Annotated in this window: 22 protein-coding genes; 13 read left to right on the plus strand and 9 right to left on the minus strand. The window is 65.5% G+C overall.

All coding sequences use genetic code 11. The features are described 5' to 3' along the window. Positions 1–78: 78 nt before the first annotated feature. Genes ACFWO3_RS03090 through ACFWO3_RS03100 form a run of 3 tightly spaced genes read right to left on the minus strand, consistent with a single transcriptional unit; the run spans position 79 to position 2,684 of the window. Entirely contained in the window at positions 79–555 is a 477-nt protein-coding gene (locus ACFWO3_RS03090; RefSeq protein ID WP_378573551.1) for an NUDIX domain-containing protein, read from the minus strand. Between the two features lies 1 nt (position 556). Next, positions 557–1,636, minus strand: a complete 1,080-nt coding sequence (locus ACFWO3_RS03095) for an HtaA domain-containing protein (protein ID WP_378573553.1) — start codon at positions 1,634–1,636, stop codon at positions 557–559. Beyond that, positions 1,620–2,684 carry an iron-siderophore ABC transporter substrate-binding protein gene (locus ACFWO3_RS03100; RefSeq protein ID WP_378573555.1) on the minus strand — a complete coding sequence of 355 codons (1,065 nt, stop codon included), beginning with the start codon at positions 2,682–2,684 and terminating at the stop codon, positions 1,620–1,622. The genes ACFWO3_RS03095 and ACFWO3_RS03100 overlap by 17 nt, the downstream gene beginning before the upstream one ends. Positions 2,685–3,052: 368 nt before the next feature. Between ACFWO3_RS03100 and ctaD the strand changes: the two genes are divergently transcribed. From ctaD to ACFWO3_RS03115, 3 genes are all read left to right on the plus strand, one after another. After that, a complete protein-coding gene (ctaD, locus tag ACFWO3_RS03105; protein WP_378573557.1) occupies positions 3,053–4,843 on the plus strand; it encodes a cytochrome c oxidase subunit I in 1,791 nt (596 codons plus the stop codon). 101 nt (positions 4,844–4,944) lie between these two features. Further along, positions 4,945–6,165 (plus strand): phosphoserine phosphatase SerB, encoded by a 1,221-nt coding sequence (gene serB, locus ACFWO3_RS03110; RefSeq protein ID WP_378573559.1) that lies wholly within the window; start codon positions 4,945–4,947, stop codon positions 6,163–6,165. Continuing rightward, positions 6,162–6,905, plus strand: a complete 744-nt coding sequence (locus tag ACFWO3_RS03115) for a peptidyl-tRNA hydrolase (protein ID WP_378573562.1) — start codon at positions 6,162–6,164, stop codon at positions 6,903–6,905. The genes serB and ACFWO3_RS03115 overlap by 4 nt, the downstream gene beginning before the upstream one ends. 638 nt (positions 6,906–7,543) lie before the next feature. On the opposite strand, the gene ACFWO3_RS03120 is transcribed toward ACFWO3_RS03115, so the two are convergent. Further along, entirely contained in the window at positions 7,544–9,481 is a 1,938-nt protein-coding gene (locus ACFWO3_RS03120) for a glycogen debranching protein (protein ID WP_378573565.1), read from the minus strand. A 50-nt stretch (positions 9,482–9,531) separates the two neighbouring features. On the opposite strand from ACFWO3_RS03120, the gene ACFWO3_RS03125 reads away from it, so the two are divergent. From ACFWO3_RS03125 to ACFWO3_RS03145, 5 genes are read left to right on the plus strand one after another with little or no spacing between them, the layout of a single operon-like run. Beyond that, the gene (locus ACFWO3_RS03125) at positions 9,532–10,353 is read left to right on the plus strand and encodes an ABC transporter ATP-binding protein (protein WP_378573567.1); all 822 of its coding nucleotides are present in this window, start codon (positions 9,532–9,534) and stop codon (positions 10,351–10,353) included. 32 nt (positions 10,354–10,385) lie between these two features. Then, entirely contained in the window at positions 10,386–11,207 is an 822-nt protein-coding gene (locus ACFWO3_RS03130; protein WP_378573570.1) for an NUDIX hydrolase, read from the plus strand. Positions 11,208–11,216: 9 nt separating this feature from the next. After that, positions 11,217–11,996, plus strand: a complete 780-nt coding sequence (locus ACFWO3_RS03135; protein ID WP_378573572.1) for an enoyl-CoA hydratase/isomerase family protein — start codon at positions 11,217–11,219, stop codon at positions 11,994–11,996. Between the two features lie 58 nt (positions 11,997–12,054). Next, a complete protein-coding gene (locus tag ACFWO3_RS03140; protein ID WP_378573574.1) occupies positions 12,055–13,056 on the plus strand; it encodes a class I SAM-dependent methyltransferase in 1,002 nt (333 codons plus the stop codon). A gap of 18 nt (positions 13,057–13,074) precedes the next feature. Next, positions 13,075–14,250: a class I SAM-dependent methyltransferase gene (locus ACFWO3_RS03145; protein WP_378573576.1), complete on the plus strand. Its 1,176-nt coding sequence runs from the start codon at positions 13,075–13,077 to the stop codon at positions 14,248–14,250. Here the strand turns inward: ACFWO3_RS03145 and ACFWO3_RS03150 are convergent. Then, positions 14,222–15,529 carry a PQQ-binding-like beta-propeller repeat protein gene (locus tag ACFWO3_RS03150; RefSeq protein WP_378573578.1) on the minus strand — a complete coding sequence of 436 codons (1,308 nt, stop codon included), beginning with the start codon at positions 15,527–15,529 and terminating at the stop codon, positions 14,222–14,224. The two genes, ACFWO3_RS03145 and ACFWO3_RS03150, sit on opposite strands and share 29 nt — an antisense overlap. A gap of 87 nt (positions 15,530–15,616) precedes the next feature. Here ACFWO3_RS03150 and ACFWO3_RS03155 point away from each other — a divergent pair, with 87 nt between their 5' ends. Then, the gene (locus tag ACFWO3_RS03155) at positions 15,617–16,360 is read left to right on the plus strand and encodes an acyltransferase (protein ID WP_378573580.1); all 744 of its coding nucleotides are present in this window, start codon (positions 15,617–15,619) and stop codon (positions 16,358–16,360) included. A gap of 7 nt (positions 16,361–16,367) precedes the next feature. Here the strand turns inward: ACFWO3_RS03155 and metA are convergent, their stop codons facing one another. Genes metA through ACFWO3_RS03175 form a run of 4 tightly spaced genes read right to left on the minus strand, consistent with a single transcriptional unit; the run spans position 16,368 to position 20,935 of the window. Next, on the minus strand, positions 16,368–17,279 hold the full coding sequence (gene metA / locus ACFWO3_RS03160; RefSeq protein WP_378573582.1) for a homoserine O-succinyltransferase: 912 nt from the start codon (positions 17,277–17,279) through the stop codon (positions 16,368–16,370). Positions 17,280–17,337: 58 nt separating this feature from the next. Further along, entirely contained in the window at positions 17,338–18,582 is a 1,245-nt protein-coding gene (locus ACFWO3_RS03165; RefSeq protein WP_378573584.1) for a glycosyltransferase family 4 protein, read from the minus strand. After that, positions 18,579–20,135 carry a 1,4-alpha-glucan branching protein domain-containing protein gene (locus ACFWO3_RS03170; protein WP_378574015.1) on the minus strand — a complete coding sequence of 519 codons (1,557 nt, stop codon included), beginning with the start codon at positions 20,133–20,135 and terminating at the stop codon, positions 18,579–18,581. The genes ACFWO3_RS03165 and ACFWO3_RS03170 overlap by 4 nt, the downstream gene beginning before the upstream one ends. A 20-nt stretch (positions 20,136–20,155) precedes the next feature. After that, positions 20,156–20,935, minus strand: a complete 780-nt coding sequence (locus ACFWO3_RS03175) for a class I SAM-dependent methyltransferase (RefSeq protein ID WP_378573586.1) — start codon at positions 20,933–20,935, stop codon at positions 20,156–20,158. A 242-nt stretch (positions 20,936–21,177) separates the two neighbouring features. On the opposite strand from ACFWO3_RS03175, the gene ACFWO3_RS03180 reads away from it, so the two are divergent. From ACFWO3_RS03180 to ACFWO3_RS03195, 4 genes are all read left to right on the plus strand, one after another. Then, complete coding sequence (locus tag ACFWO3_RS03180) at positions 21,178–21,978, plus strand: electron transfer flavoprotein subunit beta/FixA family protein (RefSeq protein ID WP_378573588.1); 801 nt, start codon at positions 21,178–21,180, stop codon at positions 21,976–21,978. A 50-nt stretch (positions 21,979–22,028) separates the two neighbouring features. Beyond that, on the plus strand, positions 22,029–22,985 hold the full coding sequence (locus tag ACFWO3_RS03185) for an electron transfer flavoprotein subunit alpha/FixB family protein (protein WP_378573590.1): 957 nt from the start codon (positions 22,029–22,031) through the stop codon (positions 22,983–22,985). Positions 22,986–23,138: 153 nt separating this feature from the next. Continuing rightward, positions 23,139–23,972 (plus strand): GNAT family N-acetyltransferase, encoded by an 834-nt coding sequence (locus ACFWO3_RS03190; protein ID WP_378573592.1) that lies wholly within the window; start codon positions 23,139–23,141, stop codon positions 23,970–23,972. Beyond that, positions 23,969–24,841, plus strand: a complete 873-nt coding sequence (locus ACFWO3_RS03195) for a lysophospholipid acyltransferase family protein (protein WP_378573594.1) — start codon at positions 23,969–23,971, stop codon at positions 24,839–24,841. The genes ACFWO3_RS03190 and ACFWO3_RS03195 overlap by 4 nt, the downstream gene beginning before the upstream one ends. Positions 24,842–24,843 lie beyond the last annotated feature (2 nt).

The raw sequence follows: 24,843 nt of genomic DNA on the forward strand, positions 1-24,843 counted from the left end.
CTCGCCACCCCACCCCGACCAATGTCACACCGGTTCAGTTCAACTGAACCGGTGTGACATTCGTCAGGGTGGGGAGGGTCAGGTGGGGGACTGAAACCACGCCTCCGAGGTGTCGCGCAGTGCATGTGCGATGCGCGCTCGCGAGGTTTCGGTGAGTTCTTTCGGCAGCGCGTCGACGTCGAACCAGGCGACGTCCAGGTTCTCGTCGTCCGCCACGTGCGGTTTGCCCGCCACGTACCGGGCCAGGAAGCAGACGTCCAGATACTGCGCGACGTCACCGTTCGGGTACGTGATCGGCCCGGTCGACTCGACGCCGGTGATGCGAACGAGTAGGGCATCGACACCGGTCTCCTCGTGTACCTCGCGCAACGCGGCCGGCCCCGGTTGCTCGCCCGGCTCGAGAATGCCGGACACGATCGCCCACAGGCCGTTGTCCTTGCGGCGGGTGAGCAGGATTCGTTCGTCGTCGGCCACCACGACGCTGACCCCGGACAACCACAACGGATCGTGGCCGACGTGTCCCCGCAGCGCTCTGACGAAGTCCGGAATCGGCATGTCAGTACCGGAACGTGACCGGTGCTGCCTCACTACCCGAGTACGGCAGCAACACCGTCGGCTGCAGCGTGTTCGTGAACCGGGCTGGTACGTCGGTTCGCTCGGATGTGTTCGGGTCTGCAGGTACGTCCAAGCGTGCCAATCTAACTCGAGTCATGGAGTCGGTCCCCGTGGTGTTCGTGTTCGAAGACTCCGCGCTGAGGAACGTCCCGGACTCGGTGAATTCGACCCACGGGTCGGTGAGTGCGATCTCGGCGAGGTGGAAACGAGTGGAGGACACCACGGTTCCCGAGTAGCGAACCGTGCCGAGGCCGGTGGCAGGGTCGATGTCTGCGGAGTCGAGCGCGAATGCGAGTCGGCCTTCGGGCCGCACGGTGGCGCCGTCGGATCCCACGACAGCTCCCTGGGTCGAACGCGTCACGATGTCCGTGTACCCGGGGGCGAATCCCCACACGAGGTCCTGTGGCGAGGGTTTCGGCGCATTCGGACCCGGCGCCGGGTCGAACGCCACAGGCACCGAGAGCTCTTCGGCAGCGTTCACGGACTCCGCCGCGCCGTATGTGTATATGCCGTACAGGGCGTCGGTGGGGATGGACTTGGGCTTCTTCACGGTGATTTCGGCGGTGAACGTACCGTCGTCGGCGAGCGGTACCCACTGTTGACGGATCGTGCGCTGGAAATCGAACGGGGCACTGGGCACACGGTCGAGGGCACTCTGTGTCATCACCCAAGCCGTTGCAGATCGATCGGTGGCGCGGGCCTCGGTGGGCGCCCCTGCGGAGGGACGCCATTCGGGCGAGAAAGCGCCGAAGGTCACGAAGGTGCCGTGGGGGACTCCGGGTGGCACGGGAACGGGCAGTCCGCCCGTATTGCCGTGCGGATCGAACCCGGTTCCGCGGACCACGAGCGTGTCGCCTTCGTGTACTGGTTGGTCGCCCAGTGGTGTGACCCCATCGGCGGCGAAGACCTCGATCGCGGCGTCGGCGACCGGCGCCGCGTCCGCAGCGACGACGGGAAGCGTCATCGTGAACGCCGCGACGGTGGCGATAGCGAAGGATCGATATTTAGCTGACGTACGCATTGAGCGACTCCCTGAGGTCACCGACTATTGCCCGGGCCGCAACCAGCCCGTTGCCCTTCCAGATGGAATTGTCCACCGCGAACACGCGATTGTCCGTAGCGGCTTCCAGATCCTCCCAGCCTTCGCTCCGCATCACCTCGGTGCCGTGTTCCTGCGCCTCCGGGCCGTCGAAGCCGACGTAGATGAGATCACCTTCGGCCTTGCTCAGGTCGTCCTCGGAGATTTCCTCGGTCGCTGATTCTTCCAGGCGCTGGTAGTGGGGGCGGCGCACTCCCGCGTCGGTCAGTACCTGGCCGGCGAACGACGCCGGACCCGAAATGGTGAGGCTGTCCGTGCCGAACGACACGACGGACGCCTGAGTCTGGGTTGCGTCGATGTCGAGCCCGGTCTGGGCTGCTTCCTCCTGATACTGCTCGAGGCTCGCGGCTGCCGCCTCGGTGCGTCCGAGCGCGCCTGCTGCCACCTGGAACTGTGCCTTCCAGTACACGGGGTCGGACCCGGCGAACACCGTCGGAGCGATGGCCTCGAGCCCCTCGTAGAGGCCGTCCGATGCGGGCGAGGAGCCGAGGATCAGATCCGGTGCCGCCTGCGCGATCAGGTCGAGGTCGGGGGCGCCGACAGGGCCGACACCCGGAATCTCGGAGATTCCGGATCCCAGGTAAGCCGGCTGCGGGCTCTCACCCTCGACGGTCGCGGCCCCCACCACTCGTTCCCACAAACCCAATGCGCACACCGTGTCGAGGGCAGCCGGATCGAGTACGACGATCCGCTGGGGGTCGGCCGGCACCTGAGTCTCACCCAACGTGTGGGTGACCGGGTGTGTGCTGTCGGGGGCGAGTCCGCCGTCCAGAGGCGTGGGCGTTGCGCACGCGGTCGCGGTGTCGCGCTCGATGCCGACGACGCCGGCGCCCGCGATGCGGGTGGTCGTCTCGACGATCGTGCTCGCATTGTCGTCGGGGGCGCTGCATCCGGTGAAAGCGACGAGAGCCACGGCGGTCACCACCAATGAGGCGACCGATCGGCGGGGGAGACGGGTACGAATAGACAATTCGGCGACTTCCTGTGGGTGCGGGCGCAATCAGGTTAGCCGCCGCTTCGAGGGCCGGTTTCGAAGGATCTACGCCGACCGGCGGTGTGTACGACTCCCGACACGCCGGACAGGGTCGTGCGGTGTCGAGACTGCGATGTCGAACTGCAGGTGGGCGGCGGTTCGACTTGCCGTTCGAAGTCCGAAGTACGACAGTGGGTAGGACCGAGTAATCGGTCTGTTCGGGCACGGTCTACGATTCGATGAGCGCAAGCCAGTAGTGCGTTCGCCTCGCTGCGCGGGGAAGGACGTAGAGCAGAGCTTGCGGAGCGACCGAAGGCTCAGGAGCGGAGCCTGCGGAGCGACCAAGGGCACATTCAGGAGGATCAGTGACTGCCGTAGCGCCCCAGCCAGTCCCCGAGATAGCTGCAGCCAGGCCTTACCCGCCGCGGCAGGGACCCAAGGGCTCGTTCGTCTACAAGATGATTACGACCACCGACCCCAAGGTGCTCGGAATCATGTACTTGGCGACGTCCATCGCCTTCTTCCTCATCGGTGGCCTCATGGCGCTGCTGATGCGTGCGGAACTCGCCGTTCCCGGCATGCAGTTCCTGTCGAACGAGCAGTTCAACCAGCTGTTCACCATGCACGGCACCATCATGCTGCTGCTGTACGCGACCCCGGTCGTGTTCGGCTTCGCGAACTACATTCTTCCGCTGCAGATCGGTGCTCCCGATGTGGCGTTCCCGCGCTTGAACTCGTTCAGCTACTGGCTGTACCTCTTCGGCGCCATCATCACGACCGCCGGCTTCGTCACCCCCGGTGGTGCAGCGGACTTCGGTTGGACGGCGTACACCCCGCTGACGAGCGCCCTGCACTCGCCCGGCGCAGGCGCCGACCTTTGGATCATGGGCCTCGCGGTCGCCGGTCTCGGCACCATCCTCGGTGGTGTCAACATGATCACCACCGTCATCTGCCTGCGTGCTCCCGGTATGACCATGTTCCGCATGCCGATCTTCACCTGGAACATCTTCATCACCAGCATCCTGATCCTGCTGGCGTTCCCGCTGTTGACCGCGGCGTTCATGGGTCTGTTCGTCGACCGGCACCTCGGTGGTCACATCTTCGACCCGGCAACCGGTGGCGTGCTTCTGTGGCAGCACCTGTTCTGGTTCTTCGGACACCCTGAGGTCTACATCATCGCGCTCCCGTTCTTCGGCATCGTGTCGGAGATCTTCCCGGTCTTCAGCCGTAAGCCTGTCTTCGGCTACAGCGGCCTGGTCTACGCAACGCTCGGTATCGCAGCTCTTTCCATCGCGGTGTGGGCGCACCACATGTACGCCACCGGTGCCGTGTTGCTGCCGTACTTCTCGTTCATGACGTTCCTCATCGCGGTTCCGACCGGTGTGAAGATCTTCAACTGGATCGGCACGATGTGGAAGGGGCAGCTGACCTTCGAGTCGCCGATGCTCTTCTCGATCGGCTTCCTCGTGACCTTCCTCTTCGGTGGTCTGTCCGGCGTCATTCTCGCCAGCCCGCCGCTCGACTTCCACGTCACGGACACCTACTTCGTGGTGGCGCACTTCCACTACGTGGTGTTCGGAACCGTCGTGTTCGCGACGTACGCCGGCATCTACTTCTGGTTCCCGAAGATGACCGGACGCCTGATGGACGAGCGTCTCGCGAAGTGGCACTTCTGGACCACCTTCGTCGGCTTCCACGGCACGTTCCTGGTGCAGCACTGGCTGGGTAACGAGGGCATGCCGCGTCGCTACGCCGACTACCTGCCTTCGGACGGTTTCACCGGGCTCAACACATTCTCCACGATCTTCGCGTTCGTCCTCGGCGCTTCGACGCTGCCGTTCATCTGGAACGTCTTCAAGAGTTATCGCTACGGCGAAGTCGTCACGGTGGACGACCCATGGGGTTACGGCAACTCGCTCGAATGGGCGACCACCTGCCCGCCGCCGCGCCACAACTTCACCGAGTTGCCGCGCATCCGCTCCGAGCGTCCGGCGTTCGAACTGCACTACCCGCACATGATCGAGCGGATGAAAGCGGAAGCGCACGTCGGCCCCGGCCACGGCGGAAAGCACGAGAGCACGGTTCTCGAGGACGTCCGTCATTCGCCCATCGCCACGAAGGGCGAAGGCGACCCCGGCACCGACTCGGGACGCTAGGACCAGCATCGGAAAGCCCCGCCCGCACCATCGGGCGGGGCTTTCCGCTTGAACGACAATCTCGATCGACGAAATCTCGAACTACGAAACGGAGTCGCGCGGTGGGTGCCAACGACACCACTGTTCTGGTGACCGTGACGGGGCCGGACCGCCCTGGAGTCACCTCGGTGCTGTTCGCGGCACTCTCACGTCACGATGTCAGCCTGCTCGATGTCGAACAGGTCGTCATTCGGCGTCGCCTGACCCTCGGTGTTGTGGTGTCGTGCCCGAGTGACGCGGAAGCCCTCCAGGAAGAACTCGAAGAGGCGATGGCCACGGTCGGGATGTCCGTGGACGTCGAGATCGGCGCGGAACAGGCTCGGCCGTCGGTATCGACTCATGCTGTGGTCGTTCTCGGCAGTCCGGTGTCTGCGAAGGCCATGCGGTCGGTTGCACGCAAACTGGCATCGCTCGGCGCGAACATCGATTCGATTCGTGGTGTCGCCGACTACCCGGTCACCGGACTCGAGCTTCTCGTCAGCGCGCCCGGTACGGATGCCGGCGACGCGAGCCTACGGACCGGACTGGCGGAGGTGTCGGCAACCGAGAACGTGGACATCGCCATCGAACGCGGCGGTCTGGCCCGCCGTGCGAAGCGTCTCATCGTGTTCGACGTCGATTCCACACTCGTGCAGGGCGAGGTCATCGAGATGCTTGCGGCGAAGGCGGGCGTCGAAGACGAGGTCCGCGCCGTCACCGAAAGTGCCATGCGCGGCGAGATCGACTTCACCGAGTCGTTGCACCAGAGGGTCGCAACGCTGGCCGGGCTCGACGAGTCGGTGATCGAGGAAGTCGCGGAAAGCCTGGAGTTGACCCCTGGTGCGCGCACCACCATCCGTACTCTTCGCCGGCTCGGTTTCCATTGCGGTGTGGTTTCGGGTGGATTCCGACAGGTGATCGAGGGGTTGGCGCACGAACTGGAACTCGACTTCGTGCAGGCGAACACACTGGAGATCGTGGACGGCAAGCTGACTGGCCGGGTTGTCGGCGACATCGTCGACCGGGCCGCGAAGGCGACTGCGCTGCGGACCTTCGCCGATCAGGTCGGGGTTCCTCTGGAGCAGACCGTCGCGGTGGGAGACGGCGCGAACGACATCGACATGCTGACGGCCGCAGGGCTCGGCGTGGCGTTCAACGCGAAGCCGGCCTTGCGTGAGATCGCGGACACCGCGCTTTCGCATCCGTTCCTGGACGCGGTTCTGTTCATCCTCGGCGTGACGCGTGACGAGGTCGAAGCCGCGGACGCGAACGATGGTGGTATCAGGCGCGTTCCGCTGCCATGAGTCGTTCGTTCGAGGCAAGACATGCCAGGCTAGCGGCCGGTTACGGCGGGCAGCCCGATCCGGAAGATCCGGCGGCAGTTCTGGCGATGCCGATAGTCCTGCACATCCCCAAAGCGGAGCCGCCGAATCGGAGCGACCTTCTGGCTGCGGCGGCGACGGCCACGGTCGAGCTGTGCTTCGACGAGCGCGTCGGTCCGGACGAGAGCGGCGAGCCGGGCCCCTGGCAGGAGAACTTCGCGGCCTGGACCCAGGCTCGCATCAGAAAGGTGTCCCGCCGGGCTCGAGGCGCAGCGTGGGCCGGTGCTCACGAGGTGGACGGGATCACGGTCGAGGTGGGAAATGCACAGGCACGTGCTCTCGTTCCCGGCCCGGTCGGTGAGTTGGATCCGCGAATCAAGAAGCTCCAGATCGGCGGCACCGACCTGGAGCACGACGACCCCGAACTGCCGCCCTCGGGCGTGCCGATTCTCTGGATCGATGCGAGCCTCGAGATGACGGTGGGAAAAGCCGCAGCCCAGGTCGGTCATGGGGCGATGCTGCTGGCGGCCGCGCTCGACGTCGAGCGCGCGAGAGCATGGTCGGAAAGCGGATTCCGATGCGCAGTCCGGGACGCGGACCCCGAAATGTGGGGGCGTCTGGTGCCGCTCGTCGAGGCACGGCGCGCAGTTGCCGTCCGCGATGCGGGTTTCACCGAGGTTGCACCCGGATCGGTGACGGTGATTGCGGTTCCGGCGGGCTAGTGCCTGTTCGGTCCAGTCCCGCGTGGATGGCCATTGAGGACCGACATCGCGCCCGGCACGCTGATCTGCATGCTTGTCCGCCGTGTTCTGTCCCTGTTCGTCGGATTGTGGCTGTACGGGTTTTCGATGGCATCGATGATCAATGCCGGTGTCGGACTGAACCCGTGGGACGTGTTTCACCAGGGCGTCGCCGGACGGACGCCACTGAGCTTCGGAACCGTGACGATTCTGACCGGGGTGGTCGTGCTCGTAGTGTGGATTCCGATTCGGCAGCGACCGGGTTTCGGCACGGTCGCCAATGTCGTGGTCATCGGTTTGTCGGTGGATGCGTCGCTGGCCGTGCTTCCGGTCCACGACTCGGTCGCCGTCCGAGTCCCGATCATGCTGGGCGGAGTGGTGCTGAATGCACTCGCGACCGTTCTGTACATCGGCGCGGGCATGGGTCCCGGCCCGAGAGACGGGCTGATGACCGGGGTGGTGCGCTGCATCGGTTGGTCGGTGCGGGTCGTACGAACTGCGATCGAAGCGACGGTCCTCGTGGCCGGCTGGCTTCTCGGCGGAACCGTCGGTGTGGGCACGGTGATATACGCAGTGGCGATCGGCCCGTTGATCCAACTGTTCATGCGGTCGGAAATGCTTCATCCGACGCCGCGGAAGGCGAGCAGCGTGGGTCCGTCCACAGAGACCGTCGCGTCGGACACGATGGTCGACGGAGCCCCGTCCGGGGTGGTGGAATCGAATTCGGCACGGAATGTCCCGTAGAACCTTTCGGGGCAACCGAGTCGCACCGTTGCGGGGCCTCCTGCGTGGAAGACGAGAAGCCAACTGTCGTCGGTGAGTTCGCGTCCGTCTGCGGTGCGCGATCGGACGTCGGACCCGTCCACCCACATCTGAAGTGTGCGTGACGATTCGTCGTTCCAGGATCCGTCGTCCATTTCGGTTCCGTCGGCGTCGAAGAAGACGAGGGCTGGGTGGCCGGTGGTGTTGTCCCTGCCTTCGAAGAACTCGGCCTGGCGAAGAGCAGGCGCGGCGCGGCGCAGTGCCAGGGCGCGGCCGAGAAATGCGGTCAGGTCGTGCCGGCCGAGTTCGTCGCCTGCGGCGAACATCGGGGTGCCGGTGGAGAGTGCGACTCCGGCGAGCAGAGCACGGACGTGCGCGCGTTGATGGGAGCCCTCGTGCGACACCAGATCGGCTGCGGTGAAGCCGTCGTGGGAGGTGACGTAGTTGATCGACGCCCATGGCCGTCTACCGGTGAAATGGTCTTCCGAGCCGGAGATTCGAGAGGCGATTTCGCGAACGCCGGTCTCGCCCTTCCAGAACCGGCGCATCGCGTCGCGGTAGGAGTCGTTCCATTCGGACCAGGCACGATCGAAGTTGCCGAGTTGGTAACCGGCCTTCGTGGCATCCCACGGTTCTGCGATGATCTTGCATCGCGCCAGCAGGGGGTCTGCGGAGATTGCCGCGAACAGTGATGCTGCCCGGTCGAACTCGCCGCCGCCTCGACGACCCAACGCGGCCGCAAGGTCGAACCGGAAGCCGTCGACCCCCATGTCACCTGCCCAGTAGCGCAGGCTGTCGAGGATCATGCGAATCGCGATGGGGGAGTGCGCGTCGATCGTGTTTCCGCATCCGGTGAGGTCGATGTCGTACCCGTTGTCGTCGAGCAGGTAGTAACCCGGTGCGTCCAGTCCGCGCCAGCCGATGCTGATTCCATCGACGCCCTGTTCGCACGTGCGATTGTAGACGACGTCGAGGATCACCTCGATTCCGGCTGCGTGAAGGGCATCGACCATGGTGTGGAATTCGGTGATTTCGTGACCACGGACGGACGCGTAGCCAGGGTGTGGCGCGAAGAACGACGCCGGGGAGTAACCCCAGTGGTTGCGCATGCCGCGCTCACGAACCGTCTGTTCCGACAAGAACGCGTGTACGGGAAGCAGTTCCACTGCGGTCACGCCGAGGTGGATCAGATGTCCGATGACTGTCGGCTCCGCGAGGCCAAGGTACGTGCCACGATACGAAGCCGGCACGTTCGGATGACGCGCAGTGTACGAACCGACGTGCAGTTCTCGGATCACCGTTTCTTCCCACGGTGTCTCGAGTCGAGGTCCACTCGTTCGCGCGCTGCCGGGCACCACGACCGAGACCGGTACGTGACCGAGTGAGTCGACCGTCGACGGGGCGCCGAACGGATCGTCGTCGTAGGGGAGGAGGGCGCGGCCATCTCCGAGCCGACCGGTGACGCGCTTGCCCCAGGGATCGAGCAGCAACTTGGCCGGGTTGGTGCGCAGTCCGCGCCCGGGGTTCCATTCACCTCGCGCCCGAAAACCGTATCGCTGACCGGGCCCGACGCCCTCGACGATTCCGTGCCAGATTCCGTAGGTGTGCTGGGTTAGCGGAATGCGTTTCTGACCACCGGATTTCGAGATCAGACACACGTCGACCCCGTCGGCGTCCGGAGCGTGAACGGCGAACTGTGTGGCCGCCGCGCCGCCATGATCGAGAGGGGTGGCGCCCAGCGGAAACGGCGTGCCGGGCGAGCATTGCGACACGGTGTGGACGGTGTGGGACGACACGCTTTCGATCCTGCCGTGTATGGCCGAAGAATGTGCGCGAAGATGGTCAGGTGCCTGAACCTGATCCTGATCTGCTCATCGAATTCGACGACGTCCTCCTGCGACGAGGCGGTACCACTCTGGTGGGTCCCGCCACGTGGAATGTGGAGCTCGACGAACGCTGGGTGGTCCTGGGTCCCAACGGTGCGGGCAAGACGTCGCTGCTGCGCATGGCCGCGGCCGAGGTGCATCCCACGAGTGGAAGCGCATTCCTGCTCGGCGAACGTCTCGGTCGGGTCGAGGTTGGGGAGTTGCGCCAGCGGATCGGGTTGTCTTCCTCTTCGCTCGCGAACCGGGTTCCGGCGGACGAGGTGGTGGGAGACCTTGTCGTGTCCGCTGGTTACGCGGTCCTCGGCCGGTGGCGCGAGGAGTACGAGGACATGGACACCGACCGTGCGATCGAGATGTTGGAGGGGATGGGTGTCGAGCATCTCCTCAAACGCACCTACGGAACCCTCTCGGAGGGTGAGCGTAAACGCGTGCTCATTGCGCGGGCACTGATGACCGACCCGGAACTGCTCTTGCTGGACGAGCCGGCGGCGGGCCTCGATCTGGGCGGCCGCGAGGAGCTTGTCGCTCGGCTCACCGATCTGGCGTCCGACCCGGACGCACCTGCCACCGTGCTCATCACCCACCACGTCGAGGAGATACCTCCTGGCTTCACACACGCGCTCCTCCTGAAAGAAGGGGGAGTGGTGGCTCAGGGGCTGCTCGACGACGTCGTCACGGCAGACAATCTCACGGAAGCGTTCAGCCAACGCATCACACTCGACAAGGTCGACGGCAGGTTCTTCGCCAGGCGGACCCGGGCGCCCGGGGCACACCGAGCCTGAGTCGGGAGACGCCGGTGGCGTAGGTTCCGTTCATGGCTTCGGAAACCGCGCCCCATGATGTACCTGTCCGTGATGCGTCGACCGTCGTTCTTCTCAGAGACACCCCCGGCGGAATCGAGGTGTTCCTGCAGCGGCGTGTGGCCGGTATGGCGTTCGCCGGTGGCATGACGGTGTTCCCGGGCGGCGGCGTCGACGCCTCGGATGCGGAGTCGGAAGTGGCCTGGGCAGGTCCCGAGGTCGGCTGGTGGGCCGAGCGTTTCGCCGTGGACGAGGCCAAGGCGCGCGCTCTCGTGTGTGCCGCCGCGCGTGAGACGTTCGAAGAATGCGGAGTCCTGCTCGCAGGTCCGGATGCGGACACCGTCGTGTCCGATTCCAGTCGCTACTCCGGGGCGCGTTCCCAGCTCGAGAAGCGGGAGCTGTCGTTCAGCACGTTTCTCCGGAACGAGAATCTCGTCCTGCGATCGGATCTGTTGCGTCCGTGGGCGAACTGGATCACGCCGGTCGGTGAGGGTACCCGGCGATACGACACCCGTTTCTTCGTCGCGGCCGCTCCGGAGGGTCAGAAGGCGGACGGTGCGACGTCGGAGGCCGCCGAGGTCCTGTGGCGGACGCCCGAGCAGGAACTCGAGCACTGGCTTTCCGGTGGAAGCATGCTGCTTCCCCCCACGTGGAGCCAGCTGAAGGCGCTGACGGAATACCGCACGGTCGAGGAAGTTCTTGCGCAGTCGCCCGAGATTCCGGCGATCCTGCCCACCATGATCACCGACGAGGATCGAATCCGCGTGGAGTTCCCGGGTCAGGACGGCTATTACGACGCGGGGCCACATCCGTGGGACTCGAGGTCCGCCAAGTAGCCTGTCGCCATGGCTGAGTTCGTCACTCTCGAAGTTTCCGAAGGCATCGGCACGATTCGTCTGGCCCGGCCGCCCATGAACGCTCTGAACCGTCAGGTACAGGACGAGTTGGCGGCGGCTGCGCACCAAGCGACGGTCGATCCCGAGGTCAAGGCGGTCATCGTCTACGGCGGTGAGAAAGTGTTCGCCGCCGGCGCCGACGTGAAGGAAATGGCGGAGATGGACTTCGCCGCGATCAGCAAGGTCGTCGACCGGATGCAGCGGTCGATCGCGGCAGTCTCGGAGATCCCCAAGCCGACGGTTGCAGCCGTCACGGGTTACGCCCTCGGTGGTGGACTCGAGGTGGCATTGTCGGCGGACCGCCGAATCGTCGGTGACAACGTGAAGGTCGGAACCCCGGAGATTCTGCTCGGCATCATCCCCGGAGGTGGTGGGACGCAGCGTCTCGCACGTCTGATCGGCCCGTCGAAGGCCAAGGACCTGGTGTTCACCGGTCGATTCGTCGGCGCGGACGAGGCGCTGCAGATCGGTCTGGTGGACGAGGTCGTGGCGCCCGACGACGTATACGACGCGGCGCGCAAGTGGGCGTCACAGTTCACCGGCGCTGCCGGCCGCGCGCTGGCAGCTGCAAAGGCGGCGATCGACGAGGGTCTCGACGCCGACCTGAACACCGGACTGAAGATCGAGCAGCACGTGTTCGCCGGGCTGTTCGCCACGAAGGACCGGACCATCGGCATGGAGTCGTTCATCGAGAACGGGCCCGGTAAGGCCCAGTTCACGGGCGAGTAGGCTTCGGTCGGCCGAAACTGGAACGTGTTCCCATCTACCAGCGAGTAGGATTCCGCTCATGACTGCAAGTGCAAACGACGAGTCGACCGACACCACGAACGGTGGGGTCGACCCCGCACCGCGTCCTCACGCCACGGCGGAGGAAGTGGAGGCCGCACGCAAGGACACCAAGCTCGCGCAGGTCCTCTACCACGATTGGGAAGCCGAAACCTACGACGACAAGTGGTCGATCTCGTACGACGAGCGTTGCATCGACTACGCCCGCGGACGTTTCGACGCCGTCGCCGGGGAACAGCCGCTGCCTTACGGGCGCGCTCTCGAACTCGGGTGCGGCACCGGTTTCTTCCTGCTCAACCTGATGCAGGGTGGGGTTGCCAAGACCGGGTCGGTCACCGACCTGTCACCGGGCATGGTGAAGGTTGCTCTGCGCAACGCAGAGGGGCTCGGTCTGCCGGTGGACGGACGGGTCGCCGACGCCGAAACGATTCCGTACGAGGACGATACGTTCGATCTCGTGGTCGGACATGCCGTCTTGCACCACATCCCCGACGTCGAGCAGTCGCTTCGCGAGGTGCTCCGCGTGCTCAAGCCGGGCGGACGCTTCGTGTTCGCAGGTGAGCCCACCACGGTCGGCAACTTCTACGCACGTTGGCTCGGACGCGCTACCTGGGAGGCCACGACCAAGGTCACCAAGCTTCCGTTCCTGGCCGACTGGCGTCGTCCGCAGGAAGAGCTGGACGAGTCCTCTCGCGCCGCGGCTCTCGAGGCCGTCGTCGACATTCACACCTTCGATCCCACCGACCTCGAGAACATCGCCAAGTCTGCCGGCGCTGCCGAGGTGCACGCCGAGACGGAGGAGTTCGCAGCGGCTCTCCTCGGCTGGCCCGTGCGGACCTTCGAGGCCGCGGTTCCGTCCGAGAAGCTCGGCTGGGGCTGGGCGAAGTTCGCCTTCGGTGGATGGAAGAGCCTGAGCTGGGTCGACGAAAAGGTCCTGCGCCGCGTCGTTCCCCGTGGCTTCTTCTACAACGTGATGATCACCGGTGTGAAGCCCGGCAAGTGACATCTCGAGGACGGTGACGTGGCGTACGCCTTCACTCTCGGCGACGTCGAGTACCTGCGGAGCAGTGCCGGAAGGGACGCGCTTCGCGAAGTGGACGAACTCGAACTGACAACGCGCACGCGCCTGGCCGACATCGGCCGGGCGCGTGCGCGTTTCGATGTGCGTGCACCATTGCTCGTGGAATCGGTGTTGCTGCGCCGGAAGGCTGCGGCGAAGCTCCCTGGCTCTGCCGACTGGTTGTTCACCGACGATGCATTACAGCAGGCGACGCCGGCGGCTGTGGCCGGTCATCGGAGTACCCGGCTTGCCGGTCGGGCGGTCCACGACGTGACGTGCTCCATCGGCGCAGAACTGGACGCTCTGGTGGGTACCGCCGAAGTCGTGATCGGCAGTGACATCGATCCTGTGCGTCTGGCCATGGCGAAGCACAACGTGCCGGGTGCGCAGCTGCTTCGGGCGGATGCCCTGGTGCCCACTTCTCGTGACATCGTCGTCGTCGCGGACCCCGCGCGGCGCTCGGGTGGGCGAAGAACGCACGACCCCGCGGCGTTGCAGCCGCCACTGCCGGACCTCGTCGATGCCTACCGCGGTCGGGACCTGGCCGTGAAATGCGCACCCGGTCTCGATTTCGACCGTTTCGGCTGGGACGGCGAAGTGGAGATCGTGTCGCTGGACGGTGCTGTGCGTGAAGCCTGCCTGTGGTCACCGGGACTTGCGAGCGGATCGAGAAGGGCGACGGTCCTGCACTCCGACGGCGCCGGGTGGTCGATCACCGACGAAGAGGACGACACGATCCCCGAAGCCGAGCCGGGGGAATGGATCGTCGACCCGGACGGCGCCGTGGTCCGCGCCGGACTGGTTCGGCATTTCGGTGCGCGCCACGGGTTGTGGCAGTTGGACCCGCGAATCGCCTATCTGACCGGCGACGAGTTGCCCGCCGGCGTGGCCGGATTCCGCGTGCTCGATCGAATCAAGTACTCGGAGAAGACGTTGCGTCAGGAACTCGCGCGCCACGACTGTGGCGTCGTGGAGATTCTGGTGCGCGGTGTGGACGTCGATCCCGCGCAGCTGCGGCCGAAACTGAAGCTACGCGGGAAGCGCACGCTGTCCGTCGTGATCACCCGAATCGGAAGGTCGGGCGTGGCGTTCGTGTGCGAACCCCGAACTACTTCAACACGAACAACTCACCGATGAAGGTGGGTGTGACGACCTCACCGCCGGGGCCGATCGACGTACCTACCGTGAAGCCCTCCGCGCCCGGCAGGGTGTCCTGATCGAGGGTCTCTCCCGTCTGGGTGTCGAACGTGAGCATCGCCAGTCCGTTCTCGCCTTCCTTAACGGCGGTGTAGCCGGTGTCGCCCGCAGTCTGCGCGGGCACGCCCAGCTGGAGTAGGTCCTTACGTTCCCAGACGACCTCGGCGTGGTCTCCCAGGTCGCGGAGTGCGAGGAGGTGTCCGTCGCTGCCGCCCGCAGGGATCAGCAGGCCGTCTGCGGACGTGGACGGACTTCCTGCCGCTGCGAAGCCGATGTCGTGACTCCACTTCGGATCCCCGGTCTCGGCGTCGACGGCCCACATCTTGCCTTCGTTGTCGTTCGCATAGACGACGGAGCCGTCCGCCGAGAGGTCGGGACTCGATGCGCTGCCTCCGGGCAGCGCGTCGGAGGACCATTCCTGAGTGATCTGGGGGTTGTCACCGCCCGAGTAGCGCATCGCGACGAGCTCGGCCTGCGGTGCACCCGGCGCGAAGTACGTGAAGTAGAACTTGCCGCTCTCGAGATCGATCGCCGGGGTGTTCGCCACCGGGCACTCCGGACCACCCAGGAAGCAGGCCTCCAAGCCCCAGTCGTCGGGCGCCGGGTTTGCCGGCCCACTGCTGTCGATGGACGGTGGCGGAATCAGGTTGTACGGCGCGAGGACCTGACGTCCGGTCTGGGTGTCGAGGACGTTGATCTGTCCGAGCTGGGTGATGAAGAGGAGGTTTCCGTCACCGGTGAACTGCGCGGAGATCGGAGTGCCGACAACGGGTGTCCGCCACCGAAGCTGTCCGTGCTCGTTGAACGAATTCATCGCGCCGTTATCGCCGACGTAGACGTTCGCAACCGTGTCCACCACGGGTGTGGATGCGACCGCGCCAGGGCCCAGCTCTCGGCACCAGCGCTTGCGGCCACTGTCGAGTTGGTAGGAGAAGAGATTGCATCCCTTCTCGGTGCGTGCTGTCACGAAGGTCTGGCCGCTCGCGGCAATGGATGCGTATGCGGCGACAGTGCCGCCGATGGGGCGGGACCACTCGTTGGAGATCCCTCGGGATCCGGTCACGGGGCTGGTGTCGCTGTTGCGTGCGTCGGCGTGAATGCCGGGCCAGCCGCCGCCCGAAAAGATGTCGATGACCTCCGGTTCGCTGGCACAGCTGCTGAGCGCGACCGTGGTGACCGCGGCCAGCGCCAGTACGGACGAACGTAGGACGCGCCGCATTCCATCTCCTCGTGATCGGTTGAAACCCAGACGAGAGACTATCCCGCTCGTGCACCGGTGATCGGGCACACCCTAGGCTGACGGGTTATGACGAGCATGTGGGGCGCACCGTTGCGCACTAGGTGGCGGGGATCCAGGCGTGGCGACGACGAGCAGACCAAGTTCCTGACCGTTGCCTCGTTGAAGTGGGTCCTGGCCAACAAGGCGTACACACCGTGGTACCTCGTGCGCTACTACCGCCTTGCGAAGTTCCGACTCGCCAACCCGCACGTGATCCTGCGCGGAATGTTGTTCCTCGGTAAGCGCGTCGAGATCCACGCGACGCCGGAACTGTCACGGCTCGAGATCGGGCGCTGGGTCCACATCGGAGACGGCAACGCGATCCGCTGCCACGAAGGCTCGTTGCGGATCGGCGACAAGGTCGTGTTCGGCAAGGACAACGTCGTCAACACGTACCTCGACATCGAGATCGGTGCGTCGACACTCGTGGCCGATTGGTGCTACATCACCGATTTCGACCACCGCATGGACGATGTGACGATGCCGATCAAGGACCAGGGCATCGTCAAGAGTCCGGTTCGGATCGGTCCGGACACCTGGATCGCCGCGAAGGTGTCGGTGCTCCGCAACACCCGCGTCGGACGCGGATGTGTTCTCGGCGCGCACGCCGTGGTGAAGGGTGACATCCCCGACTTCAGCATCGCCGTCGGTTCGCCGGCGCGCGTGGTGAAGAACCGCAAGGAAGTCTGGGAAGCAGGCGCACAGGATCGCGCCAAGTACATCGCCGCGCTCGAGGACATCGCACGGAAGAAGGCCGCCGCCGGCGAATGAGGGTCGCTCAAGGGTTTCGTTCGAACGGGACCTGTTGATAGACGCAGTGATTCAGCCAGTTCGCGTACAGCAGGACGCCGTGGCCGCGCCACGTCACCCGGGGCTCGCGGCTCGGGTCGTCGTCGGGGTAATAGTTGGCCGGCAACGCCGGGTCCAGCCCGGTATCGACGTCACGTCGGTACTCGCGATCGAGGGTGTCGCGGTCGTACTCGGGATGGCCGGTGACGAACACCTGGCGCAGGTCGGGTGTTGCCGCGAGTACCATACCGGCGTCGTCACCGACGGCGAGCACGTCGACCGTGCCGGTGGCATCGATGTCTGCGGCGTGCACGTCGGTGTAGCGCGACTGGGGGACGGCCACGGTGTCGTCGAATCCGCGCAGCAGCGCTGACTCCGGCCGGACCACCCGATGGTCGAACACACCTGACAGCTTGCTCGGCAGTTCGTACTTCTGCACACCGTGGTGGCGGTACAAGGCGGCCTGCGCGCCCCAGCAGATGTGGATCGTCGAATGGACGTGGTCGAGGCTCCAGTCCAGAATCTGGGTCATCTCCGGCCAGTAGTCGACGTCTTCGAACTTCAGCCGCTCGATCGGCGCACCTGTCACGATCATGCCGTCGAAGTACTGGTCGGCGACGTCACCGAAGGTCGCGTAGAACGCGTCGAGATGCTCGGGCGCGGTGTTGCGCGACGCGTGGCTGGCCATGTGCAGCAGCGTGACTTCCACCTGCAGCGGTGTGCTGCCCAGTACGCGCAGGAGCTGGGTCTCGGTTGCTTCCTTGGTCGGCATCAGGTTGAGGATGGCGATGCGCATCGGCCGGATGTCCTGCGAACGGGCTTGCTCGTCGGACATCACGAAGATGCCCTCGTCCTCGAGAATCGCGCGGGCAGGAAGATCCCTCGGAACGTTGACCGGCATAGCTCACATAGTGCCACTACGCCGGTGGGCACACCCGCCCCGGTCGACGCGCGTCGGATCAGCGGCCGGGCAGGGGGCGTTCGGGAATCTCGGGGCGCGCGAGCGGATGACGAACGCGCCGCTTGGCGCCCGCATAGATCTGCAGGGTGTCCTCGGCGACCTTGTGCCAATCGAAGTCCGATGTCAGGCGTGCCCGCGCGGCGTCGGCACGCACGCGTGCGGCAGCCGGATCGTCCAGCACTTCACGCACCGCGGACGTCAAGCCGGCGACGTCGCCCGGTTCGAACGACATTCCCGTGACCCCGTCGACTACTGCCTCGCCCAGGCCGCCGGCCGTGGACGCGACGAGTGGTGTGCCCGCCGCGGCGGATTCGAGCGCGATGATGCCGAAGGGTTCGTACCGGCTCGGAAGGACGATGGCGTCGGCCCCGTGGAGCCAGCCGAGTAGCTCGAGGTGGTCGAGATTGCCCAGGAACGTCACCGAACGGGTCACGCGATGCGTCCGTGCCAATTCCGAGAGCCACTCGAATTGGGTGCCCTCGCCCGCGATGGAAAGTGTCGTCCCGGGATGACTGCGCCTGATCCGCGGAAGTGCCGCGATGACGTCCTGTACGCCCTTCTCGTATTCGAGTCGGCCAACGTACAGCAGGTGTGGAGGGCCGGATCGGGGGGCGAGCTCGCGGTAGGTCCACGTGGTGAGGTCGATGCCGTTTCGAATGACCGTGACCGCAGGCAGATTCGGGCCGTAGAGTGCGGTCACCTCTTCCTTCATCGAAGCCGAGCAGGTGACGAGCGCATCCGACTCGTTGGCGAGCCACCACTCGACCGAATGCACCTGACGGTTGATGCGACCGGAAACCCAGCCACTGTGCCGGCCGGCCTCCGTGGCGTGCAACGTCGATACGAGCGGCACGTCGTAGAACTCGGCGAGCGCGATGGCCGGGTGGGCAACGAGCCAGTCGTGGGCGTGCACCACATCCGGCTGCCAACCTTCACCCAATCCGGGTTTGTGTAATGCAGTGCCGGCCCGCACCATGGCGTGCCCCATGGCGAGTGTCCACGCGATCATGTCCTCGCCGAAGACGAAGTGAGCCGGATCCTCTGCGACCGCCACGACCAGGACGCCGTCTTCGAAGTGCGTGATGGTGGGGTGCGTCGTCGCATCGGTGCCCGAAGGGCGACGCGACAGCACGACCACCTCGTGACCTGCAGCAGCCAACTCGGTCGCCAGGTGGTGGACGTGGCGACCCAATCCACCCACGACGACCGGCGGGTACTCCCAGGACACGATGAGAATCTTCATGGCGTGCTCTCTGTGCTTTCGGTCGGATTCGTGCGGTCGAACGAGTTCGGCTGGGCATGCGCCGGCAAGCGGCGAGCGTCGAGACCGGGAAACAGCCCGTCTGCATTGTTCCAGCCTGCCGCGAGCTGTTCGGCGCGGGTGTCCTTGCCTGCGGCCACCGCCTCCGCTATTTCCCGAAGGGCGTGTGCGTGCTTGTGCGCCCTCTCGCGTGCGTACTCGGCCGCAGAGTCCTTGCTGACCATGAAAGCCCAGTCGCTCGATACCGTCATCAGCGCTTCGCGCAGCATCTGGTCGGCGACTCGGTTGCGTAGCCGGGTGTCGGATTCTCCGTGCACCTTGTCGATCGTCTCGAGTGCCGTGGCCACAACTTCGGAGTTGAGTTGAACGAGGTCGGCGACCTGGTCGCCAGCCCACACTCGCCAATCCTTCCCCGAGCCCCAGGACGAGTCCTCGAGTTGAACAGGTTCTCCGACGAATCCCTGCTTCTTGGCGTCGGCGAGGGTGCCGACCCGAATTCCGGCTTCGGGGAGAGCGCGCAAGAGCTTCTCGAGCCACTGTGGGCCCTCGTACCACCAATGTCCGAAGAGTTCGGTGTCGAACGCGGCGACGACCAGGGCGTCGCGGCCGATACGCCCGGACTCTTCGCGCAGACGTGCACGAATGGTTTCGACGAAGTCCGCAACGTGCTTGTCCACTGCGGCTGCGGCAAGTTCCGGATCGTAGGGAGCCTTGTCCGTCGAGTCGACGGTGCGTCCGGTCACGCGCGCGGGCTTGAGGCCGGTCTCGTGGTCGTAGGTGTGGAAGTCGCGATACGCCGCGTGGCCCGGGTACCCGGACTTCGGGGACCACACGCGGTAGCTGACCTGCAGGTCTCGACCGAATGCGACGACATCCGAATCCCGCACCGGGCGGCCGAGCGAGGTGTCGCCACGCAGCGCCGGCCCGTCCACCATGAAGTGGGTGACGCCGGCATTCTGATAACCGGCCTCCATTCCTGGCGTGTACCCGCATTCGGGTCCCCATATTCCGGTGGGTGTGTGGCGCCACCGCGCGTACGCGTCGGCCAGCCCCTCGGAGAGTGAGAAGGCACGCAGGCGCGGGTCGAGGAGCGGCTGGAACGGGTGAGCGAGGGGGCCACCCAGCAGTTCGATCACCTGCCTGTCGATGAGGTCACGCAGAACCGGGGACCCGCCGTGTCGCCAGTGAGTCTCGAAATCGGCGAGCGCGGCGGACGCGGCGCGATGCTCGTGAGCGCCGAGGTCACGATGTGCCGCGTCCGGCATACCGGCCGCTTCGTGGGCTCGGATCTGCCAATTTCCGAGCCAGTGGTGCATGCCGGACAGGCAGTGCGGGTCGTCCAACTGGGCAGCGAGAACTGGAGTGATACCCAGGGTCAGGAGGTTCGAACGTCCTTCGTCCGAGAGCCTGCGAAGGACCGAGGTCACGGGAAGGTAGGTCGCCGCCCACGACTGATAGAGCCATTCCTCGCCGACCGGCCACCTGCCGTGGTTGGCCAGCCAGGGCAGGTGTGAGTGCAGGACCAGGGCGAACATGCCCGGTTCGGTGTGCTTTGTCACGTAACGGGGTCCTTCACGGCGATCGCCACCAGGTCCAGGCTGTCGTCGATGTCGGGAACGGACAGGGTGAAGTCGTCCGCGGTGATGCCCTCCACGTCGCGGGTGAGGTCTTCGGGCCAGGGTTCGCCGGCGAGGGCGCGGTCGATCTGGGCGTCGATGAACGACCCGCCGTGTTTCGCGTCGAGTTCTCGCAGGCGATCGCCATGATGGACGCCCGTCATGACAGACACGGTGAAGTCGGCGTCGACGAGAAGCTCGGTGAGTTCTCGGGCATTCAGTTCGCGTGTGTGGAACGGGTTGAGTGGAGTGTCGCGACCGGGGGAGAAGGTGATCCTGTTGGGGGTGCTCACCAGCAGTTCGCCGCCGGGCTTCAGGACTCGGAAGCATTCGCGCAGGAACTGGGCCTGGTCCCACAGGTGCTCGATCACCTGGAAATTGACGACCACGTCGACCGATGCGTCTTCGAACGGCAGCTCGGCGAGGTTGCCGTGGATCATCTCCACGCGCGGGTAGCGCGAGCGCACGTGTTCGACTGCAGAGATGTCGTAGTCGAGGCCGGTCACCTTGGCGGCGACGTCGGCAATCATGTTGGCGCCGTAGCCTTCTCCGGAACCTGCTTCGAGGACCGTCCGGTCGGCGCACCGGGACAGGAGGTCTCGGTAGACGATCTCGTGTCGCCTGAACCAGTAGTTCTCTTCGGGGATTCCGGGCACGGTCCGCTCCCCGGTCAGGGGTAGAGGTGCATCGTCACGGTCGCCGACAATTGATTCGCTCACCGCTTCGAGGTTAGTGCCCCCGTAGTTCGGCTCGGTCGTCGTGGTCCACATCACAGCGGTATTTCGTCCTTTCGGCCGTTATGGTGAACGAGGTTTGCACTCAAGTTACCGTCGGGTAACTTGACGTGAGGTAATCTAACGCACAGCCGACGTGCGACGAAGTACCGAAGAACGAGAGCTCGGCCTGCGCCCAGCAGCTCACGACAACCAGGTAAATACACACAGGAGGTCGACGAAGACCCATGACGAATATCGTTGTTTTGATCAAGCAGGTCCCCGACACGTGGTCCGAGCGCAAGCTCACCGACGGCGACTTCACCCTCGATCGTGAGGCTGCCGACGCGGTGCTCGACGAGATCAACGAGCGCGCCGTCGAGGAAGCTCTCCTGATCAAGGAAGCGCAGGGCGGCGAGGTCACCCTCCTGGCAGCCGGTCCCGACCGCGCTACCGATGCCATCCGCAAGGCTCTCTCCATGGGCGCCGACAAGGCCGTGCACATCAACGATCCCGCTCTGCACGGATCCGACGCCGTTCAGACCGCATGGACCCTCGCGGCCGCTCTCGGCCAGATCACCTTCGAGAACGGTGAAGCCGCCGACATCATCATCGCCGGCAACGAGGCCACCGACGGTCGCGTCGGTGCCGTCCCGGCGATCATCGCCGAGTACCTGGGCATCCCGCAGCTCACTCAGCTCCGCAAGCTGACCGTTGCCGACGGCACCGTCAGCGGCGAGCGTGAGACCGACGAGGGCGTCTTCGGCCTCGAGGCCGGCCTGCCCGCGATCGTCTCGGTCAACGAGAAGATCAACGAGCCGCGCTTCCCCTCCTTCAAGGGCATCATGGCCGCGAAGAAGAAGGAAGTTCTCGTCTACACCCTGGCCGACCTCGGCGTCGACCCGGAGACCGTGGGTGTTGCCAACGCGGCCACCACCGTCACCGCCTCCACCCCCAAGCCCCCCCGTACCGCTGGTGAGCGCATCGTCGACGAGGGCGACGGCGGCAGCAAGATCGCCGCATACCTCGTGGCTCAGAAGATCATCTGATCGCGCCCCTCTCGGACAAACCAGCAGACATACACAGGGAGTAGTTAGTCATGGCAGAAGTACTTGTGCTCGTCGAGCACGCAGAGGGTGCACTCAAGAAGGTCAGCACCGAGCTCCTCACCGCTGCACGCCAGCTGGGTGAGCCGTCCGCCGTCGTCACCGGCCCCGCCGGCACCGCCGACAAGCTCGCGGACGCACTCACCGCTGCCGGTGCAGAGAAGATCTACGTCGCGGAGTCGGACGACATCGACGGCTTCCTCGTCACCCCCAAGGTCGACGTGCTCGCCGGGATCGTCGAGTCCGCCTCGCCCGCCGCAGTGATCACCGCGGCCAGCATCGAGGGCAAGGAGGTGTCCGGCCGTCTCGCCGCACGCCTCGGTTCCGGTCTCCTGGTCGACGTCGTCGAGGTCAAGGACGACGCCAGCGTCGTTCACTCGATCTTCGGTGGCGCGTTCACCGTCGACGCGAAGGCGAACGGCGACGTTCCGGTCATCTCGGTTCGCCCGGGTGCCATCGAGGCCCAGGCGCAGGCCGGTGCCGGCGAGAAGGTTTCCGTCGAGGTTCCCGCTCAGGAAGACGGCGCAGTCAAGATCACCTCGCGTGATCCGATCGTCGGTGGCGACCGCCCCGAGCTCACCGAGGCGACCGTGGTCGTGTCCGGTGGTCGTGGTGTCGGCAGCGCCGACAAGTTCTCCGTGGTCGAGGAGCTCGCCGACTCGCTCGGTGCAGCTGTCGGTGCGTCGCGTGCCGCGGTGGACTCGGGTTACTACCCGGGCCAGTTCCAGGTCGGTCAGACGGGCAAGACGGTCTCGCCGCAGCTGTACGTCGCCCTCGGCATTTCCGGTGCCATCCAGCACCGTGCGGGCATGCAGACCTCGAAGACCATCGTCGCTGTGAACAAGGACGAAGAGGCACCGATCTTCGAGATCGCCGACTACGGCATCGTCGGCGACCTGTTCGACGTCGCGCCGCAGCTCACCGAGGCCGTGAAGAGTCACAAGGGCTGACAGTTCGCCCTTCGGTCATCATCTTGGTCGGCAGCGCCCCCGTTTCCAGTGGAAACGGGGGCGCTGCGCATTTTCGTCATCGTTCACCCGTCCTGCATCGACATGACACCTCGTCGATGCCGCAGGTCTGCAGTGGCTCGGTAAACCTGCGCCATGACAACTTCGTCAGTTCTGAGTTCGCACCGCGACTCCGTCGATTCCGTTGTTTCTTCCCCCAAGTACTCGCTGGTCGTCTCCTCCGACCGCGAGCATCGGGAGATCGCCCAGCGCCTCCGGTATCAGGTGTTCGCTTCCGAACCCGGCTTCTCGGTTCCCGAGAACGACCAAGGCATCGACGCCGATCGGTTCGACGGCTTCTGTGACCACCTCCTCGTGCGGCACGACGTCACCGGTGAGTTCGTGGGTTGCTATCGGATGCTGCCGCCCGACGCAGCCCGTGCGGCGGGCGGCTACTACACCGCCACCGAGTTCGACATCTCCGCACTCGCACCCGAAGCGAACCGGATCGTCGAGATGGGCCGCGCATGCGTCACGTCCGATCACCGCTCCGGGTCCGTCCTCAGCCTGATGTGGGCGGGAATCCTGCAATACCTTCAGCTCACCGGGTACGAGTGGGTCATGGGCTGTGTGTCGGTTCCGATGCAGGAGGCACCCGACTCCTCGGTGGGGTCGAACGTCCGCGGCGTTCGTGATCAGCTCCTGCGAAAGTACGGAAACGACCCGGACCGTCGGGTGACGCCCTACCGTCCGGTCGTCGTGGACGGCAAGGGCCTCGACGACCTCGAACCGCCTGCGAAGGTTTCGGTCCCACCTTTGCTGCGCGGCTACCTGCGGCTGAACGCGAAGATTTGTGGCGAGCCCGCGCACGACCCCGATTTCGGGGTTGCCGACTTCGTTGCGATCCTGGGTCTGCACGAGACCAACCACCGCTACCTCGACCGACTTCGATCCGCCTCGGCGAACCTCGAAACGGGGTCGCTCGGATGAGCGCCGCGGCTCAGCACGCGTGGATGCCGGCGAGTCCGTGCGGCGACGGTTGCCTCCCGCCCGAGCAGGATCGGGTCTCGGGTCCGACGATGATCGGCCGCTGGATCCTGGTCGTCGCCGCACTCGCCACCGCTCCGGTGCTGAGTGCTGGATGGCTTCTTCCGCGCAAATCGAGGGCCGGCCTGCAGCGCCGCTACGCGCGGATGCTGCTGCGCTGTGTCGGGATTCGACTGCGAGTCGTCGACGAGCGGGGAAAGCGCCGCCCCGAGGGCGGGGTCATGATGGTCGCGGGTCATGTGTCCTGGACGGATGTTCTCGTCCTCAGCGCGATCGTGCCCGCCGATTTCGTGGCGCGTGGTGACCTTCTGGACTGGCCGGTCCTCGGTTCCCTCGCGCGCCGGATGCGGGTCATCCCCATCGCCCGCCACGACCTGCGCGGTCTACCGGCAACCATCGATCTGGCAGCAGAGCGACTTCGGTCGGGTGAGCGAGTCGTCGTGTTCCCGGAGGGCACCACCTGGTGCGGCCGGGCATACGGTGGATTTCGGCCCGCGATGTTTCAGGCCGCGATCGATTCGGAGTGCCCGGTGCAGCCGATCTCTCTTCGGTATTGCTGCAGTGACGGCACTCTCACCACCGGCCCGTGCTTCGTGGGCGACGAGACGATCGGACAGTCGATCGGTCGCATCATCCGGCAGAAGAACGTCACAGCTCAGGTCCGGCTCGCGCCCATCGAGTACCCGGGAGAATCCCGCCACGACCTGGCAGCACGGGCAGAGCGAGCCGTACGGGGAGTCGAACGAATCGATCTGGCAGCGCACGACATCGTCGATCCCGCCATCGAGGCGCAGGAGAGCCTGGTCGCCTAGGT

It is taken from the genome of Rhodococcus sp. NPDC058521 (assembly GCF_042719695.1).
Taxonomy (GTDB): domain Bacteria; phylum Actinomycetota; class Actinomycetes; order Mycobacteriales; family Mycobacteriaceae; genus Rhodococcus_F.

Excerpts from the sequence above, each read along its gene's own strand:
- ACFWO3_RS03190 (WP_378573592.1), top strand. The coding sequence starts at position 23,139 with ATGACAACTTCGTCAGTTCTGAGTTCGCACCGCGACTCCGTCGATTCC.
- ACFWO3_RS03140 (WP_378573574.1), top strand. The coding sequence starts at position 12,055 with ATGACTGCAAGTGCAAACGACGAGTCGACCGACACCACGAACGGTGGG.
- ACFWO3_RS03095 (WP_378573553.1), bottom strand. The coding sequence starts at position 1,636 with ATGCGTACGTCAGCTAAATATCGATCCTTCGCTATCGCCACCGTCGCG.
- metA (WP_378573582.1), bottom strand. The coding sequence starts at position 17,279 with ATGCCGGTCAACGTTCCGAGGGATCTTCCTGCCCGCGCGATTCTCGAG.
- ACFWO3_RS03130 (WP_378573570.1), top strand. The coding sequence starts at position 10,386 with ATGGCTTCGGAAACCGCGCCCCATGATGTACCTGTCCGTGATGCGTCG.
- ACFWO3_RS03170 (WP_378574015.1), bottom strand. The coding sequence starts at position 20,135 with ATGTTCGCCCTGGTCCTGCACTCACACCTGCCCTGGCTGGCCAACCAC.
- ACFWO3_RS03150 (WP_378573578.1), bottom strand. The coding sequence starts at position 15,529 with ATGCGGCGCGTCCTACGTTCGTCCGTACTGGCGCTGGCCGCGGTCACC.
- ACFWO3_RS03195 (WP_378573594.1), top strand. The coding sequence starts at position 23,969 with ATGAGCGCCGCGGCTCAGCACGCGTGGATGCCGGCGAGTCCGTGCGGC.
- ACFWO3_RS03155 (WP_378573580.1), top strand. The coding sequence starts at position 15,617 with ATGACGAGCATGTGGGGCGCACCGTTGCGCACTAGGTGGCGGGGATCC.
- ACFWO3_RS03165 (WP_378573584.1), bottom strand. The coding sequence starts at position 18,582 with ATGAAGATTCTCATCGTGTCCTGGGAGTACCCGCCGGTCGTCGTGGGT.
- ACFWO3_RS03135 (WP_378573572.1), top strand. The coding sequence starts at position 11,217 with ATGGCTGAGTTCGTCACTCTCGAAGTTTCCGAAGGCATCGGCACGATT.
- ACFWO3_RS03090 (WP_378573551.1), bottom strand. The coding sequence starts at position 555 with ATGCCGATTCCGGACTTCGTCAGAGCGCTGCGGGGACACGTCGGCCAC.
- ACFWO3_RS03115 (WP_378573562.1), top strand. The coding sequence starts at position 6,162 with ATGAGTCGTTCGTTCGAGGCAAGACATGCCAGGCTAGCGGCCGGTTAC.
- ACFWO3_RS03185 (WP_378573590.1), top strand. The coding sequence starts at position 22,029 with ATGGCAGAAGTACTTGTGCTCGTCGAGCACGCAGAGGGTGCACTCAAG.
- ACFWO3_RS03180 (WP_378573588.1), top strand. The coding sequence starts at position 21,178 with ATGACGAATATCGTTGTTTTGATCAAGCAGGTCCCCGACACGTGGTCC.